This window comes from Neoakkermansia glycaniphila (genome assembly GCF_900097105.1).
Lineage (GTDB): Bacteria > Verrucomicrobiota > Verrucomicrobiia > Verrucomicrobiales > Akkermansiaceae > Akkermansia > Akkermansia glycaniphila.
In genome coordinates this window covers 367,972-384,459 of sequence record NZ_LT629973.1, presented here as the reverse complement: position 1 = coordinate 384,459, position 16,488 = coordinate 367,972, and the positions used below count along the sequence as shown (strand labels likewise).

Below are 16,488 nucleotides of genomic sequence, written 5' to 3'. Positions count from 1 at the left end.
TCAGAAAGGAAGGGTGTTTTCCCTTGCTTTGGTTTTGGACTGGGCCAGACGTTCGTATTTTTTGATGGATTTCTCGACTCCGAGGATCAGCGCCATGGTTTGTTTATGCCGGGAAAGCTGGCGGCGAATGTTTTTGTCGGTCTGCCATGCGGCGCAGATGGCTTTGCCCAGATGCAGATAGGAGGAGACGAGCGTTTGCTTCACTTTTTTCAGTTCGACATTGGCATTGTTGATGCGCATGATGATATCCTTCAGTTGTGCGGCTGTGCGGTCCGTCCGGATTTCATCGGATATCTCGGGCTGGTCGTTCGTTTGCTGGGATGCCGGGGCATTGGGTTTGTTTTCCAGACGATCCAGTTCGAGCATGTATTCTTCTTCCTGCTTGTCGAGCTTCGAGAAGACGGCATGATCCGGCGTCATGACGCCAGCAAGGTTTTTACGGCGTTCCTGCAGTTCGCGGATGAGCGTGCGCAGTCGTGTGCGCTGCTGCGAGATGGCTCCGGCGGAGAGGTCGGGCATTTGTTTGGCGGCAACCGAGGGCAGGGGGCGGTTGTTTCTGGCCTGCGTTTGGGCGGCTTGTTTGTCGTTTTGAAGTTCTGCCAGGATGTTCGTCAGTTCGCGGCTGCGGCTGTTCAGATGGCCGATGATTTCGACATCGTCGGCAAATTCCGGACAATTGGCTGCATCTTTCCAAGCCTGTTCACCGAGGGTGGTCGCCAGAGAGCGGGCAAGCCGCGTGTTTTGGTTGATGGCCTGCAGGTACAGGTGCTGGAAGGAATAGCCGAAGAGTTGAAGGAAGCGACAGAGGAGAATGGTGCTTTTTTTCATGGCTGGGTCAACATAGAGAGGTTGCTTCGGGATAGCTCCCGAAGACTTTGAGAATGGAGCAGTGGTCGGCCACTTCGTCGAGGCAGGTTTTCAGCGGTTCCTGTTCTGCATGTCCGGCTGCATCGACGTAGAAGACGTATTCCCAGTCGATTATTTTTGATGGGCGCGATTCAATGCGGAGGAGGCTGATGCCGTATTGCTTGAATTTTTCAAGGACGCTGACGAGGCTGCCGGCCGTGTGGCGCACGGTGAAGCAGAGAGAGGTGCGGTCGTTACCCGTGGGCTGGGTTTTCTGGTGGCCGATGATGGCGAAGCGCGTGGTGTTCGAGGCCTTGTCCTGTATGTTGCTTTCGAGGATTTGCAGGCCGAACAATTCGGCGGCGAGGGCTCCTCCGAGCGCGGCGGCTCCTTCGGATGCCTTTTCGACGGCGATTTGGGCGGCTGCGGTGGTGGAGGATGTTTCGACGAGGTCGGCCATCGGGAAGTTGTTGCGGATCCACTGGCGGCACTGGAGGAGTACCTGCGGATGCGAGTAGAGGGTTTTGATTTCTTCCAGGCGGATGTTGCCCAAGAGGCAGTTGCAGATGCGGAGCTGGATCTGGGCGCAGATGTTCAGCGTGGTGCCGATGAAGAGGTCCATCGCGTCGGTGACGGAGCCCCCGGTGCTGTTTTCGATGGGGATGACTCCGTAGTCGGCTTCGTGGCGTTCGACGGCGTCGAAGACGGCGGCAAAGCCGTGCATGGGCATGAGTTCGACGCTGCTGCCGAATTGCTTGAGGGAGGCCTGATGGCTCCATGTGCCTGCGGGGCCGAGGTAGGCGACTTTGAATCCGCCTTCCAGCGAGAAGGAGCAGGAGATGATTTCGCGGTAGATGGCGCGGAGAGAGCCTTCCGGGAGTTTTCCGCCGTTGAGGTCGGCGATTTTCCGGTAGAGGTCGGCTTCCCGCTCGGGTACGAAGATGGGGGATTGGCTGTCCTGCTTGATGAGTCCGACCTGATGGACGAGGGAGGCCCGTTCGTGAAGAAGGGCGACGATCTGACGGTCGAGTTTGTCGATTTCTTGCCGGAGTTCAGGAAGTTTCATGTGTGTTTTCGGATGGTTGCCTGGATGGGGTGCGGAAGCAGAGGCCGACGAGGAAGGTGGCGAGGGTGCCGATGGTGACGCGCCACGGGAAGGCGATGTCGGGCATCGTGAGGCCGAACCAGTCGTTCATCGGGATGAGGTTCGTGAGCGCTGCGATGGTGAGGAAGCCGTAGAGCATGGCGATGCAGTTGCCGAGGTCGCACCCGCGGCGTTCGGTGAGCATACCGAGCAGGAAGACGCCGAGCAGGGAGCCGTACGTGTAGCCGAAGATGCCGAGGACGATGTGCAGGATGCCCTTGACGCCGTATTGGACGGTGTACCACGCTGTGACGGAGCCGACGATGATGAGGAGGAGGGCGAAGAGGACGGTCATCCAGCGCACGGCCTTGAGGAGCTGGCGTTCGGTAGCCTTCGGGTTGAAGATGCTTTGGTACCAGTCTTTCGTGGCGGTGGTGGCGAGGGCGTTCAGTGCGGTGGAGAGGGAGCCCATTGCAGTGGCGAAGAGGGCGGCGATGAGAAGGCCTCGTACGCCTGCGGGCAGATGGTCGATGATGAATTGTGGGAAGACGTTCTGCGTCTGGTTGGGATTCCAGGTGATGCCGTTGCTTTGGTAATAGACGTAGAGGAGGATGCCCGTGAAGAGGAAGATGGCAACGATGGGGAGGTCTGCGATACCGGAGAGGATGACGGCCTTGCTGCCCGTTTTCGCATTTTTGGCGGCGAGCATGCGCTGTACCATGTCCTGGTCGGTGCCGTGGGTGGCCATGGTGATGAAGGTGGCCCCAAGGAAGGCGGCCCAGAGGGTGTAGTCGCTGGCGAAGATGTGTTTGATGTTTTCGCCGAGTCCTCCGTCCACGAAGCCGGTGCTGAAGACGGCCCAGGGTTCGGTGGTGATGCCGTCCGGCCGCGGTGCGGCGACGGTGGCGCAGATGGTGTCCCAACCTGTATGGAAGAAGAGGATGCCGATGGTGGTCAGCATCGCGATGATGAGGATGGAGGCTTGCAGCACATCCGTCCAGACGACGGCCTTGAGGCCTCCGAGCGCGGTGTAGATGGTGGTGGCGATGGTGAGGACGGAGAGTGCGCCGATGTAGAGGAGGATTTCGTCTTCTTTCGAGAGGGTGGCGGCGCCCGCAATGGTTTTGCAGGCGATGACCAGCAGGATGCCCGCTACATAGAGGCGCGTGCCGCTGGCGAGGACGCGGCTGATGAGGAAGGTCATGGAGGCCCATCTCCGCGTGTGCAGGCCGAAGCGCTTCTGCAGGTATTCGTAGATGGAGACGACGTTGTATTTGTAGTACGGTTTGAGGAAGAGCCTGCCGACGACGATTCTGCCCAGAATGGTGCCGATGCAGAGCTGGGCGTAGGTGAAGTTCAGCGTCTTGAAGCCCGCCTCGGGCGTGCCGAAGAAGGTGGCGGCGCTGATTTCCGAGGCGAGGATGGAGGCGAGGATGGCCCACCAGGGAAGGGATCTGTTCCCCAAGGCATAGGATTCGAGGCTATCCTGCTTGCGGCCCATGTAGAGGCCGATGGCGAAGATAGCCGCGAAATAGCACAGGATGACGAAGCCGTCCGTGCACCACGCCTGAAGGGAAGCGGGATCCATGGGGTGGGATTACCCTTGCTTGTGCTGGATGGCTGCCGCGACGAATCCGGCGAAGAGCGGGTGCGGATGCGTGGGGCGGGACTGGAATTCGGGGTGGTACTGGCAGGCGATGTAGAAGGGATGGCCCGGCAGTTCGACGACTTCGACGAGGCCCTGCTCGGAAGAGACGGCGCTGACGACGAGTCCGGCCTTTTCCATTTCCGCCCTGTATTCGGGATTGAATTCGAAGCGGTGGCGGTGGCGTTCGCTGATGGTGAGCTGGCCGTAGAGCCTGCTGCACAGCGTATCCGGTGTGATGTTCGCGACATAGGCTCCGAGTCGCATGTTGCCGCCTTTGGTGGTGAGGTCTTTCTGTTCCTCCTGAAGGCAGATGACGGGGCAGCTCGTTTTTTCGTCGAATTCGGTGGAATGCGCCTTTTTCTTGCCGAGGACGTGGCGTGCGAATTCGATGACGGCGATTTGCATGCCGAGGCAGATGCCGAAGAAGGGGATGTTGTGGGTGCGGGCGTATTCGGCTGCCTTGATTTTGCCTTCGATGCCGCGGTTGCCGAATCCGCCGGGGATCAGGATGCCGTCCACATTCTGGAAGATATCGTCGAGGCTTGCCTTGGGATCTTCGAGCGCTTCCGCATCGATGCGGAGGATTTCCACGCGGCAGTCGTGCGCCGCTCCTGCATGGGTGAAGGATTCGTAGATGGATTTGTAGGCGTCCTGCAGGGCGATGTATTTGCCGACGACGGCGATGCGCACGGAGTGCGTGGGATGGACGACGCGGCCGACGTAGTTCTGCCAGTCGGTGAGGTCGGGAGCCGGTACGTCGAGGTGGAGGATTTTGCAGACGATGCGGTCGATTTTGTCCTGGCTGAGGTCGAGCGGGCATTCGTAGATGGTGTTCTTCACGTCGCGGAAGGCGATCACGTTTTTGGCTTCCACGTTGCAGAACATGGCGATCTTGCGGCGTTCGTCGTCGCTCATGTCGTATTCCGTGCGGCAGACGATGATGTCCGGCTGGATGCCGATTTCGCGCAGCTTGGCGACGGATTGCTGGGTGGGCTTCGTTTTCGTTTCTCCGGCGGCCTTGATATAGGGCAGGAGGGTGACGTGGATGAAGCAGACGTTTTCACGGCCTACTTCGAGGGCGAACTGGCGCAGGGCTTCGAGGAAGATGTGGCCTTCCATATCGCCCACAGTGCCGCCGATTTCGGTGATGATGACGTCGACATCCGATGTGCTGGTGACTTCGTGCAGGCGGCCCTTGATTTCATCCGTGACGTGCGGGATGTACTGGACGGTTTTGCCGAGGTAGTCGCCGCGGCGTTCCTTGAACAGCACGTTGGAGAAGACCTGCCCGGATGTCAGGTTGTTGAGGCGGGAAAGTTTGCAGTCGACGAAGCGTTCGTAGTGGCCGAGGTCGAGGTCGGTTTCCGCACCGTCGTTGAGCACATAGACTTCGCCGTGCTGGTAGGGGCTCATCGTCCCGGGGTCCACGTTCAGGTAGGGGTCGAACTTCTGGAGGGTGACGCGGAGGCCGCATCGTTCCAGAAGTGTGCCGAGAGATGCGGCTGCCAGACCTTTGCCGAGAGAGGAGACGACCCCTCCGGTGACGAAGATGTATTTCATGATGTGAGTTTGGTGTGTGTTGGTTTAATGTTGAAGGAGCTGCTCAATCATGGCAGCCTGCTCCGGCGTGTCGACGCCGGGTGCAAGATGATCGGTGGGAACGACCTTGATACGCGCTCCGTGCTCAAGTGCGCGGAGCTGTTCCAGGGATTCGGCGGTTTCGAGAGGGGTGGGTTCCCAGCGGACGTAGTTTTCCAGAAATTCCCTCCTGTAGGCGTACAGGCCGATATGGCGGAGAGGTTTCAGAACGGGAGCGTTGCGGGGGAAGGGGATCGGCGAGCGGGAGAAGTACAGGGCTTCTCCGCCGAGCGTGCAGACGACCTTGACGATGTTCGGGTCGTGAAAATCCGCGTCGCTGTCGAGCGGGCAGGCGGCGGTGGCCATGGCGATGCCGGCATCGTTCAGCAGCACGGAGGCCAGCTCGTCCACAAGAGCAGGGTCGATGAGGGGTTCGTCGCCCTGGATATTGACCACATGCGTGGCTTCGGGGAAGGATTGCACGGCTTCGGCGAGGCGGTCACTGCCGCTGGGATGGTCGTCGCGGGTCATGATGACGCGTGCGCCGAAAGCCTCCGCTACTCGGCGAATGCGCTCGTCATCCGTGGCGATGGCGACGGAGTCCAGACGCGTGCAGGAGGAAACCCGTTCCCAGACATGCTGGACAAGGGGCTTGCCCGCAATCAGGTGAAGGGGTTTGCCGGGAAAACGCGAGGAACCCCAGCGGGCGGGAATCAGACCGACGACTTGCTCTTTCATAACGGATGACGGCGCAGTGTAACAGGTTTCGGCAAGGAAGTCTAGTACGAATCGCCGGGGGATGTGCTGCCTTTTCGGCGATTTCCGGAAGAGGCGCGCCGTGCGGCATCCGTATGCGATTGCACGGATTGCGATTGACCTGCCGGGCACGCGGGGTGTACTCTTCATGTCCGGAGTATGCATGCGCAGCCGAGTGTTCCTGCCCGTTGCGCCGCTCCGGTTTCAACCTGAAGAAATCCGCCGTGCCTATCCGAAAACTGGACCACCTCGTCATCACGACGCCCGATCCCGTTGCCTGCCTCGCGTTTTATGAGCTGCTGGGGTTCGAGGCAAGGGCGGCAGGTGCGCGCTACGAATTGCATGCGGGGGATTTCAAAATCAATGTCCACGTGCGGGGCAGGGAACTTGAGCCGCACGCCGCGCGCATTCAGTCCGGCAGTGCGGATCTGTGTTTTGAGATCGGCGGGGATTTGGATGAATGGATGGAGGAAGTGTCCGGGCGCGGTGTTGCGGTCGAACTGGGAATCGTGGACAGAACAGGCGTGCGGGGAAGCATGCGCTCGTTCTACGTGCGTGATCCCGATGGCAACCTGCTCGAATTCTGCTCTTACGCAGGGTGCAAGCCGGGCTGTGCATGATTTCCTGCGCGTCTCGATGCAGTCGGTTGCGTCTTTTGGATGCAGTGGAATGTAATGAAAATGTTGGAATATTATTCTGCTTTATTTTTTCGATAAATGAATGAATATCATTTGTTTGTATGTTATTTGTTTGTCGGCGTTTTGTTTTTGTGTTGTAATTCGTTAATATTCAAATTTTAAGATAAAAATAAAATTGATGAAAAACGCCTGAATTTCCTTGACGGAAGCTCGACGGAAGATTTATACTGCATCAAAAGAAATTATACGCGAAAAATATCCACCCTCCCCCTCCCGATGAACGTAGAACATCCCTCATTGAAATCCCGTCCGGCGTATCCATCGCATGCCGGTGTTGCATCCATGGCTGTGGCGTGCCTGCTGGTACCCCTTTCTCCATCGTACGCGAACGAAGTCCCGGCCAAGCCCTCTGAAACTTCCGGTACGACGGTGCAACGTCCTCCGGGTGTCGTCGTCGGCACGCCTGCGCCAAGCCGGGATGAAAGCTCCGGTGATCAGGATACCCGGCCTCGAATAACGCTCGGTGAAATGCGTGCGGAACCTAAGCCGGTGCCAGTACCCGGAAGATCGCGGATCGAGGCTCCAAAGAAGGATGGAACAGGCGAGGGCGAACGCGTTCGAGCGGAAGGGCAAACGAAAATCGAACCGAAAGATGTCCCCCCGGTGCTTAAGGCCGGGCAAGTGAAGGTCGAACCGAAAGAGAGGCCACCGGTGTACAAGGGTGTCGTGCTGCGGATGCCTGCCAACCTTGAGGATATTCCTCAGCCGCACAGAAACGGAAATCAATAACCGGACAGTCGGCGATGAGCTGGGTTTGTGAACAACTGCAACATGGACTGAAGATGCGCCGCCTGCGGGCGGCAGCGGTTCTGGCATTGGCGGGCTGGGTTCTGCCGTGGCTGGCGCTTCCGGCTTCGGCAGGTGTTATTGTTACGGTGCCAGACGATGGATTCAGGTCGGTATGGCACGAGTGGAAAAAGACGATCGGCGAGCAGTTGTATGTTTTGGAGCTAGAGGGAGAGAATGAATCGCTAGAGAAAGTGTCGCTCTGGCGAGCCGTTCCGCAGGCGGTTTGCTTGATGCTGTTGAAGTATGAGGAAGAAGAACTCTACAATCGGATGTATGCCGAGGAAGATGAACTGTTGGCGGCGTATGCGGAAAGCGGGCAAGCCATACCTGATGCTGTCGTTGCCCGTTTGAAGGAGATGATCGGGCGGTATGCCGATGCGAAGAGCAAAATTGGCAGGAAGCAAGGTGAACTTGACAGGGGATGGTGCATTGTTTCGTCCGCCGGATTTCACTTCATCAATCCCTACAAGGATTTCAGGAAGAGTATGGCGTCAGAACTCTCCGATTTGTTCTTTGTTTATAGTATTTCAAATCGGATAAACATGTCTGATGCAGAGTTGAAGGCCTTGTTCTTGCGGCGGGTCAGGGAACGGAACATGGTCTGGCAAAAACGCCGTGCAACGACCCCGCCCGAACGTCAACAAACCGTCGCTTTGCCGCGCATGTATGGCGGCGAGCGTGAATTCCCGTATACGAACGGTTCTACCACATCCATGACACACTCATTCCAACACGGCCATGCATATACAACCACCCGATAACAATAAAGGTCCGGCGTATCCATCGATCGCCGGAATCGCCGCCATGGCAGCCGCCTGCATGCTGGGATCCATGCCTCAGGCCTACGCCGCTGGAACCCCGCCGTCGCCGGCTGTTGTGGACGAGTCCTCGCCCGGTTCTTCCTTGGAACACCTATGGCAGGATGAAGCCTTGTACGCCCGGCAACGGGCAGCAGAAGACGCCTTGTTGGGCGCGTACGCCGACCGGAACGAACCTCTTCCCGCCGCCGTATTGCAGCAGGTGCAGGATCTGGTAAGGCAGTACGCCAGAGAGCGTGCCGGAATATGGCAAGGGAAAATTCATGGCGAAGCTTTGGTGCCGAGCAATCCGAAGAGTCTTGGAAGGATCGCCGTCGAACCCGAATCGAGGCGTCGGCAGATCATCGAAGAATTTTATCTGATTCAGGGACAGCATATGCGCTCCTATGATGTTCTTGGCAGGTATGCCTATACCGATGAAGATATGCCGCAGGAAAAACTGGCGCAGGTGGCCGCTGCGATGCTTTCGCATGTTCGTGAGAGAAAGGCGTTGCCGTTGAAGCATGCTGGCGTCTTGGACCCGGTATCAATCAATAAGCAGCCAGTCGTGAAGGGGCTCATTGTCCAGGAATCACGGACGGCATCGCCTGAGCAGCCGGATTGTGTGGAAGTACGGAGAATAAGAGCAGCTCATGTGGAGCCTTTGTCGGATCAGCAGATGACGCAACAATTACAAAATGCCTACGACGAAGCCCGGTCTTCTTTGTATTTGCAACAGCAGGCTGAGGAACAAGCCTTGCTGGGCGCTTATGTCGGGAACGGAGCTCCGCCCGTGCCAGACGGTACGATGCAGCAGTTGAGGGAATTGGTGCTGAAATATGCTGCTCAACGGGAAGAATTGAGAAACCGATACGTCGAACTCGGAGAGAAAAAGGATGCTCTGCTGCAGCGGCAGAAGCAAGAGGCGGATGAGCTGCGGAAAATGCAGGAGCATGAGATTTATGGCGAATATGGAAAGATCGGTGCGCCTGTTTATTTGGGGCTCGACGGTACCGCTGTGACGGACGAATCGCTTCAGGGAGTCAAGGAGCTTGTCTTCCGGCAAATCAGGCAGCGGGCGGAAATGCAAAAGAAGCATCAAGCAGAACAAATGGAGATGCTCCGGTCATTGAATCCATCCACAGAACTGAGACTGTACAGATTTTGATACATCGACTGAACAATTAACGTTCCTTGAATCAATCATGAATATACAACATCCTGAAAACAAGAACCGCCCTGCTTATCCGACGCGCGCCGGGGTTGCCGCTCTGGCCGCCGTCTGCCTGTGGGGAGCCGTACCGCAGGCGCAATCTGCGGAAACTCCCGCACCTTCCGTGCCTGCAACGGAAACCCGGTATGCGCCGCCGATAAATTCCAGGTTTGCGGACGAAGACTTGTACGAGCGGCAGCAGGTCGAAGAGGAAGCCTTGCTGGCGCCTTATGCCGACGGCAAGACTCCCGTACCGGAAGCCGTGCAGAACCAGTTGCAGGCTATGGTGCGGAAATACGCCCGTGAGCGTGCGGCCATCTGGGGTGACCGGATTGCCAAACAGGGAGAAATTCTGAATCCTGGTGTCAGAACGCTGGGCGCGCTTGCTCTGGAACCGGGAGATAATTATGCTCTGATTTCCGGGACGTTTTACCAAAATCAAGAGCAGAGAGATCAGCTCTATAGACTGCTCGGCAAGTACGCCTATACGGACGAAGCGATGCCGAAGGAAAAGCTGGTAGCTCTGAAAGATCTTCTTTTGAAGCAAATATCCGAAAGGCAGGAACTGAGGGCGAAATATGCGCCTTCCGGAAGTGAGGCAAAGTCAACGAAATCGGCTTCGCCGGGAGAGTAAATCAAGCTTTAGATACCTGCCTCGTTCTCATTCACGATGCTCCATTACCCATGAATATCCAGCCGCCGGAAAACAAAAAGCGCCCTTCCTATCCTTCGCGTACCCGGCTCGCGGTGGTGGCGGGGCTGCTGCTGGCGACAGGCGGCGTGGCGTGGTGGATTGCTGCTCCACCTGAAAGTGTGTGGGTGAACCACGATGCCATCTACGAGCTTGAGGTGAAAGATCTCGCCTTGTTCGTCCGCCAGATGGAGGAGGGAGCTGCGCTGCTCGCGCCGTATGCCGGGGGTGGCAGCACCGTGCCGGAACCTGTGATGCAACAGTTGCAGGAGAGTACCGCAGAATATGCGAAGCTGCGTGCGAAGTTGTGGCGCGTGCCGCCATTCGGCAGCGAGCGGTTCGGGTTGCGCACCTCGACGCTGGGCGTGCCGCCGATCCATCGTCCTGTCGTTTCCTACATGAAGGGGCTCAATGAGATGCTGCTGAAGGACAGCCGCATGTCGGCGTATGAACTTCTCGGCGCCTATGCGTGTGCCGATGAGCCTATGCCCCGCGAGAGGTTGCAGGCGTGGAGCGATTTTCTGTCGCTTCAGGTGCGTAACAGGGATGGAAGGACTCTTTACTACCGCCTGCTGGAAGAGGATGTGCGAGGCATGGAGAAGAAGATGCTGGATGAGGAGCATGCCCTGTTGGAACGCTATGCCAACGGTTCGTCAAGCGTACCGCCTGCCGTTTTGCAGGAGTTGCAAGGGATTGTTTCGAAATACGCCGATGATTATGTGCGGATATTGAGCCAATACGGATGGCCGGATGAGCGGAAGCTTGCCGATATACGGGCTTCCGGCAGGATGCCGAGACCGGAGGCCGAGGCTGCGGCCGGTATGCGGTCGGAAGAACGGAAGCTGTACAACAGGCAGATTGCCGAGCACAGGCTCGCTCTGGGTTACCATTTCGGCGATGCTTCGCCGATGCCGCAGGCAATGCTTATCGATCTGCAAGGATTGATTTTGAAGCATATTCGGGAGCGCCAGGCTCTGCGTGCGCAGCTTGCTGCTAAAGCCGGGTTGCCGGATGCCGCGTCGGATTCCGTTGCCTCCCCGCACCTGCTATCCGGTATGCACGACGAATGATTTCTACCTTGATGAAAATGCGACAAACTGATGATCGAAAAGATACTGCCTGCTCTTCACTCTTCCGGTTCGCCGTTGTGGCAGCAGCTTGCATGTTGGGCTCCATGCCGTGTGTAGCTGTTGCCGAAGATCCGTTTCCGCCGCTTCCCTCCCGTGATCAGTTGACGGAAGAGTGGGTATATGGTTCGGAAGAAGAGTTGTTCCTCCAGCAACAAGCGGAGGAGGAGACCTTATTGGGTGAGTATGCCGACCGAGGTAGCCCGATTCCGGAAGCTGTGCAGCAGCAGGTGCAGGAGATGGTTCGGAAATACGGTCGGTCGCGTGCCCGGTTCTGCATGGAACAGGTCGGCCCGGATGGTGTGCTGGCGTTGCCGTTACGTCAACCCGGGAGGGTCCTCTCCGGTTCCGGGTTGGCCTATCAGCGGCGTGCCGACGAGTTTTACCTGCATCATCGGCAACTGCGTGAATCATATCTGCTACTCGGAAAACATGCCTATACCGATGAAGATATGCCGAAGGAGAAACTGGCGGCGGCAGGCGGGATGATGCTGTCGCATGTGCGGGAGAGGCGGGAGTTGCGAAAGAAATGGGGCAAGGTGGAAGGTGTTTCTTCAGGGGAAAGAGGTGTTACCGATGTTGGCGTTGACCATGGAGAAGCTCGCCGGCAAAATTTCTCACGGAATAAGTCGCTCACGGGCGTGGACTATTGCCCGGATGAATGGCCGCCGAAGGTGGCGGATGTGCCTCTCTGTACAAAAGAACAAGTGAAAGCCATGCTTCCGAATCTTTGGGCGAATGATGCGGTGATGCCGGGATCGTCTTGGGAATTCACTGCGAAGCTCCGTGACACTTACCGGATGGCGAGTTTCATGATGTATGATCGCCAGAGGCAGGAGGAAGACAAGCTTCTCGGAGCAGAGCTGCTGCAAGGAAAGCCTGTGCCGGAGGAGAAGATGCGTGCCTTGGATTGGATCGTGCAACGGTATCTTGCCAGGCGCGATCGGCTGTGGCATCGGTATCAGGCTTTGTTGAAGATGGCGGATTCTCTCGTGGAGTTGCACGAGAGTGAGCGGTCTGATTTGCTTTATTCGCAGTCGGTAGCTCGGGAAGAGGCTTATTCGCGGTTGATGGACGGTTCCGGGGTTGATCCGGATGAAGCTTTGGAGGATGTGCGGCAGTTGATTCTGGAGCAGGTCGTTCAACGGCAGAAGATGCAACGGAAACATGCGCAGGAGCAGCGGGAGTTCTTGCGGGAATTGTCTTTCGAGTATGGGGATATCGACTGATTTGTCTTTCAGGAAGCAAGTAACCGTGTTTTTTTATTTTTCTTCAACAATCGCTCTCCAATGCCGCCGACAGATGTTGACACTCCATCGCCGCCCTGATTATGATAGATGCGTTCCCCTCCTCTGCCCGAATGATGAATACCCGACTGTGTGAACGCAATCTCCCTTGAAATGAATCTGTATTCCGGTTCGTGCATCATTCGCGATATTTTTTCCGGTTCCATTAAACATCCATACAAACAATCAATCCCCTATGAAAGTAGAACATCCCATCCATGCCGGCAGCAAGCCGGAATATCCGTCCCGGGCCACGGCAGCAGGTTTTGCGCTTGCCGCATGTTTGCTCGGCAGCATTGCACAGGCTCAGAATACTGCGACGCCTCCCGTGCCCGGCCAGTCAGCACCGGCTTCCGGAAAACACGATTCGGCAGAGCAGCAAAGGTGCGCTGAAGAAAACAGGCAGTTGATCGAAACGGCCCGGAAGGTTCTGGACGGCAATCTCTCCCGGAAAGGGGTTTCAAGTTCGGTAGAGACTGCCGGGGGAATGCTGCGTACTCGTGGGAAATCTCACATTACGCCTTCCGATCTTGAGGAGTACCGTCAGGACAAGCAGGCGATCGAGCGCGCGGTTCGTATTCTGGGAAGACAAATCAAGGACATTGAGTCCGAAACAGATTTTATCGATGAACAACGGAAGCAGGAATGCGCCCGGCAAGTGGAGTCGATGAAGCTGGTGATTCAGTTGTTGCAGCAATATCAAAAAGACAGGGGTGACCATATCCGGTATTGGTTGCCGCAGCCTGAAAAGGGCGCAGCCGAACAATCCGGCAAAAAAGCGGATTCATGAATCCATTCCTATCCCTCACAACGAATATGAAAGTCAAACCTCCATCCCCGGGTACTCCTTTTTACCCGGCTTTGTCTAAAATAGCCGCTCTCGTCGCAGTCTCCTGTGCCATGAGTGCGTGCCAACAGCAGCCGCAACCACAGCAGGAGCAATATCAGGGGCCTCCGGGGCTGCCGCCGATTTCCCAGAAGAGTATTCCCGTGAAAGGCGGGAAGTAATGTCGCACGGCTGACCACATTCACAGATTCGACAAAGATGAAAGTCCAACCGCCTCAAAAGGCTTCTGAAAAAATGTACCCCTCGTTGGCGAAGGTTGCTGCCGTTGCCGTGATAGCGGGTACGGTCGCTTCCTGCCAGCAAGTCCAGCAGATTGGTGGCGCACCTCCTTTTTCTCCTCCTCCTGTTCTGATCGTAAAGGATAAGAAGTAGGTTTTGATCAGTCACCATACATGATCTTTTTTATTCATATGAAAGTACAACCATACAATAATACAGCCAAACGAGCTTATCCCGCTTTGGCCAAAGTGGCCGCCCTTGTGGCGGTATCCTGCGCCATGGGCGCGTGCCAGCAGCAGCCTGTGAGGTTTCTTGGAGAAGCACCTTTTTGTCCGGAGAAAATCGCGGTTGCTCAGGCGTCGCAGGATGCGAAAGGCTCAGCCCGCGCGCATGCGTCCGACCGTCCGAATATCGCACCGGCCAAGGGGAAACCTGCCATGACAGGCAGAGCGCGTGTAGAGCCGCAAACTCCTGTGCAGGGTGATTGATCGTGCGAAGCTTCCTGTACATCCCTTCGCGTTTTGATCCATACATACAGTTTCCGATCATGAAAGTCCAACCATACCAAACGACGATTCGAAAAACATACCCGACCATGGCCAGGGTGGCCGTTCTTGTGGCTGTGTCCTGCGCCGTGGGCGCGTGCCAGCAACAGCAGCAAATCAGGACTCCGGGTGTTCCCATGCCGCATCAGGTTATTCTGGGCAAAGACAAGAAGTAGGTTGTCGGCAATCATTATACATCTTTTTTCTATCCATATGAAAGTACAAGCATACAAAGATACAGCCAAACGCAGTTATCCTGCTTTGGCCAAAGTGGCCGCCCTTGTGGCTGTGTCCTGCGCCGTGAGCGCATGCCAGCCTGCCGCAAATGCGGACACAACGGTGAAACCGGCTGTGCCGGGAGGGACTCCGGGTGTTCCCATGCCGCATCAGATTATTCTCGGCAAAGACAAGAAGTAGTTTGTCGGCAGTCATCATACATCTTTTTTCCTATCCATATGAAAGTACAAGCATACAAAGATACAGCCAAACGCGGTTATCCCGCGTTGGCCAAAGTGGCCGCTCTCGTGGCGGTTTCCTGCGCCGTGAGCGCATGCCAGCCTGCCGCAAATGCGGACACAACGGTGAAACCGGCTGTGCCGGGAGGGACTCCGGGTGTTCCCATGCCGCATCAGATTATTCTCGGCAAAGACAAGAAGTAGTTTGTCGGCAGTCATCATACATCTTTTTTCCTATCCATATGAAAGTACAAGCATACAAAGAGACAGCCAAACGCAGTTATCCCGCGTTGGCCAAAGTGGCCGCTCTCGTGGCGGTTTCCTGTGCCGTGGGCGCGTGCCAGCAGCAACAGATTACCGAAATCGGACAGGTTCCTCTTGAGCCGACAACCGTTCTTGTGACCAAGGACAAGAAGTGACGATTTTGTTCAATATTCAATTTCTACCAATTATTATAGATGATGAAAGTACAACCACCCAAAGAACCTGCCAAATGCGGTTATCCCGTTTTGGTCAAAGTAGCCGCCCTCGTTGCAACATCCTGCGTTCTCGCTTCCTGCCAGCAGCCGGATTTGGGATCGGTCTCTCCTACCGGAGGGGTGATTAGGGTTGAGCAAAAATGACGGCTTCCGGCTCCGGCAAATGCCGGACCGAAGCCTGCCCTGCCATGTGTCCGGTGCGAATGCGCCGGATGGCATGGAGGCTGTTTTTAAGATTTGAACTGATGACACGATTATGGATTTGACGCTTTGTTTGACGCATGACTGCAATTTGCGGTGCGGGTATTGCTATGCGGGCCGCAAGCACCGGAAGACGATGGAATGGGAGGTGGCGAAGGCCGCCATTGATTTCAGCCTGAAGGAGAGTCTTTCGGAGGTGGAGCTCGGCTTGACCGAGGCTCCTTCGATGGTGCTTGGCTTTTTCGGCGGCGAGCCGCTGCTGGAATGGGAGCTGTTGAAGCGTTGCCATGCCTATGTTCACGAGCAGGCCGACCGGTTGGGCGTGCGCGTGCGCCATACGGTGACGACGAATATGACGCTGCTGGATGCGGAGAAGTGTTCATGGTTGCTGGAGAACGGCTATTATCTCGGGTTGTCTCTCGACGGCAACGAGGCGATGCACGATACATGGCGCAAGTATGCCGGGGGCAAGGGGTCGCATGCCGATTGCATCAAGGCTCTTCCGCTGCTGGAGGGGCATGAGAGCCGGGCGGAGATCGTGTGCGTGGTGGATCCCGCGAATGTGCGGCATCTGGCGGATTCCGTGCGCTGGCTGGCCGATGCGACTCGCGTGAATATTGCGCTGAATCCCAATTTTTCCGCCGATTGGACGGAGGAGGCTCTGGAGCTTCTGAGCGAACAGTACCGGGAGATGGCGGATTTTTATGTGCAGAGGTTCCGCGAGGGCAGGCCGATCCATGTGAATGTGATCGACGGCAAGATCAAGACCCATGTGCAGGGCGGCTACCAAACCTGCGACAAGTGCAGTATGGGCGAGAAGGAGGTGGCCGTGTCCGCCGCCGGGAATTTTTATCCCTGCGCCCGTCTCGTGGGCAATGACGATGCGGAGGATATTCGCTTCGGCAATGTGTGGTCGGGGTACGATACGGATCGCCGCCTGCGCCTGATTGCAGAGCGCGGCAACAGGAATCCGGTATGTTTCGTGTGTCCTGTGCGCGAGCGATGCATGAGCTGGTGCGGGTGTGTGAATTATGTGACGTCCGGCGGGGATATCGGGATGGTGGGGCCGTTTACGTGTTTCCACGAAAAGATGTCGATCGATGTGTCGGATTCTGTGGCGGAAGCTCTTTGGAGCGAGCGCAACGCCGATTTCCTATGGCGGTTTTATGGGGTGACTCCCGAAGCTCTCGAGGATGCGGAGTCGAAAGAGGTCTGAGAATGGTTTGTTT

20 protein-coding genes are annotated in these 16,488 nt (G+C 56.7%); 15 read left to right on the top strand and 5 right to left on the bottom strand.

All coding sequences use genetic code 11. The annotated features are described in order from the left end of the window. From PYTT_RS01585 to kdsB, 5 genes are read right to left on the bottom strand one after another with little or no spacing between them, the layout of a single operon-like run. Entirely contained in the window at nt 1–828 is an 828-nt protein-coding gene (locus PYTT_RS01585) for a hypothetical protein (RefSeq protein WP_067772749.1), read from the bottom strand. Nucleotides 829–835: 7 nt separating this feature from the next. Further along, nucleotides 836–1,912, bottom strand: a complete 1,077-nt coding sequence (gene pheA / locus PYTT_RS01580; RefSeq protein ID WP_067772747.1) for a prephenate dehydratase — start codon at nt 1,910–1,912, stop codon at nt 836–838. Next, the gene (locus PYTT_RS01575; protein WP_067772744.1) at nt 1,899–3,518 is read right to left on the bottom strand and encodes a sodium:solute symporter; all 1,620 of its coding nucleotides are present in this window, start codon (nt 3,516–3,518) and stop codon (nt 1,899–1,901) included. The genes pheA and PYTT_RS01575 overlap by 14 nt, the downstream gene beginning before the upstream one ends. Nucleotides 3,519–3,527: 9 nt before the next feature. Beyond that, complete coding sequence (locus PYTT_RS01570) at nt 3,528–5,138, bottom strand: CTP synthase (protein ID WP_067772741.1); 1,611 nt, start codon at nt 5,136–5,138, stop codon at nt 3,528–3,530. 24 nt (nt 5,139–5,162) lie between these two features. Next, nucleotides 5,163–5,894, bottom strand: coding sequence for a 3-deoxy-manno-octulosonate cytidylyltransferase (kdsB, locus tag PYTT_RS01565; protein ID WP_067772738.1), 732 nt, complete (start codon nt 5,892–5,894; stop codon nt 5,163–5,165). A 242-nt stretch (nt 5,895–6,136) separates the two neighbouring features. On the opposite strand from kdsB, the gene PYTT_RS01560 reads away from it, so the two are divergent. The 15 genes from PYTT_RS01560 (at nt 6,137) to PYTT_RS01500 (ending at nt 16,475) form a co-directional block, all read left to right on the top strand. Further along, a complete protein-coding gene (locus PYTT_RS01560) occupies nt 6,137–6,532 on the top strand; it encodes a VOC family protein (RefSeq protein ID WP_067772857.1) in 396 nt (131 codons plus the stop codon). 294 nt (nt 6,533–6,826) lie between these two features. Beyond that, a complete protein-coding gene (locus tag PYTT_RS13220) occupies nt 6,827–7,339 on the top strand; it encodes a hypothetical protein (protein ID WP_141675697.1) in 513 nt (170 codons plus the stop codon). Nucleotides 7,340–7,353: 14 nt separating this feature from the next. Beyond that, a complete protein-coding gene (locus PYTT_RS01550; RefSeq protein WP_067772732.1) occupies nt 7,354–8,160 on the top strand; it encodes a hypothetical protein in 807 nt (268 codons plus the stop codon). Then, nucleotides 8,138–9,364, top strand: a complete 1,227-nt coding sequence (locus tag PYTT_RS01545; RefSeq protein WP_067772728.1) for a hypothetical protein — start codon at nt 8,138–8,140, stop codon at nt 9,362–9,364. Before PYTT_RS01550 ends, PYTT_RS01545 begins: the two co-directional genes overlap by 23 nt. Nucleotides 9,365–9,401: 37 nt before the next feature. Continuing rightward, entirely contained in the window at nt 9,402–10,043 is a 642-nt protein-coding gene (locus tag PYTT_RS01540) for a hypothetical protein (protein WP_067772725.1), read from the top strand. Nucleotides 10,044–10,093: 50 nt separating this feature from the next. After that, a complete protein-coding gene (locus tag PYTT_RS01535; protein WP_067772722.1) occupies nt 10,094–11,170 on the top strand; it encodes a hypothetical protein in 1,077 nt (358 codons plus the stop codon). Beyond that, nucleotides 11,167–12,456, top strand: coding sequence for a hypothetical protein (locus PYTT_RS01530; protein ID WP_067772719.1), 1,290 nt, complete (start codon nt 11,167–11,169; stop codon nt 12,454–12,456). Before PYTT_RS01535 ends, PYTT_RS01530 begins: the two co-directional genes overlap by 4 nt. 340 nt (nt 12,457–12,796) lie before the next feature. Continuing rightward, nucleotides 12,797–13,303, top strand: a complete 507-nt coding sequence (locus PYTT_RS01525; protein ID WP_141675696.1) for a hypothetical protein — start codon at nt 12,797–12,799, stop codon at nt 13,301–13,303. 26 nt (nt 13,304–13,329) lie between these two features. Further along, nucleotides 13,330–13,521, top strand: a complete 192-nt coding sequence (locus PYTT_RS13215; RefSeq protein WP_156850305.1) for a hypothetical protein — start codon at nt 13,330–13,332, stop codon at nt 13,519–13,521. 249 nt (nt 13,522–13,770) lie between these two features. Continuing rightward, nucleotides 13,771–14,067 (top strand): hypothetical protein, encoded by a 297-nt coding sequence (locus PYTT_RS01520; protein ID WP_141675694.1) that lies wholly within the window; start codon nt 13,771–13,773, stop codon nt 14,065–14,067. 59 nt (nt 14,068–14,126) lie between these two features. Then, the gene (locus PYTT_RS01515) at nt 14,127–14,300 is read left to right on the top strand and encodes a hypothetical protein (protein ID WP_156850304.1); all 174 of its coding nucleotides are present in this window, start codon (nt 14,127–14,129) and stop codon (nt 14,298–14,300) included. 37 nt (nt 14,301–14,337) lie between these two features. Then, the gene (locus PYTT_RS01510; RefSeq protein ID WP_067772711.1) at nt 14,338–14,541 is read left to right on the top strand and encodes a hypothetical protein; all 204 of its coding nucleotides are present in this window, start codon (nt 14,338–14,340) and stop codon (nt 14,539–14,541) included. 38 nt (nt 14,542–14,579) lie between these two features. Then, nucleotides 14,580–14,783 carry a hypothetical protein gene (locus PYTT_RS01505; RefSeq protein WP_067772708.1) on the top strand — a complete coding sequence of 68 codons (204 nt, stop codon included), beginning with the start codon at nt 14,580–14,582 and terminating at the stop codon, nt 14,781–14,783. A 38-nt stretch (nt 14,784–14,821) separates the two neighbouring features. After that, on the top strand, nt 14,822–14,998 hold the full coding sequence (locus tag PYTT_RS13210) for a hypothetical protein (RefSeq protein WP_156850303.1): 177 nt from the start codon (nt 14,822–14,824) through the stop codon (nt 14,996–14,998). 316 nt (nt 14,999–15,314) lie between these two features. Further along, nucleotides 15,315–16,475, top strand: a complete 1,161-nt coding sequence (locus tag PYTT_RS01500; protein ID WP_083076408.1) for a radical SAM/SPASM domain-containing protein — start codon at nt 15,315–15,317, stop codon at nt 16,473–16,475. Nucleotides 16,476–16,488 lie beyond the last annotated feature (13 nt).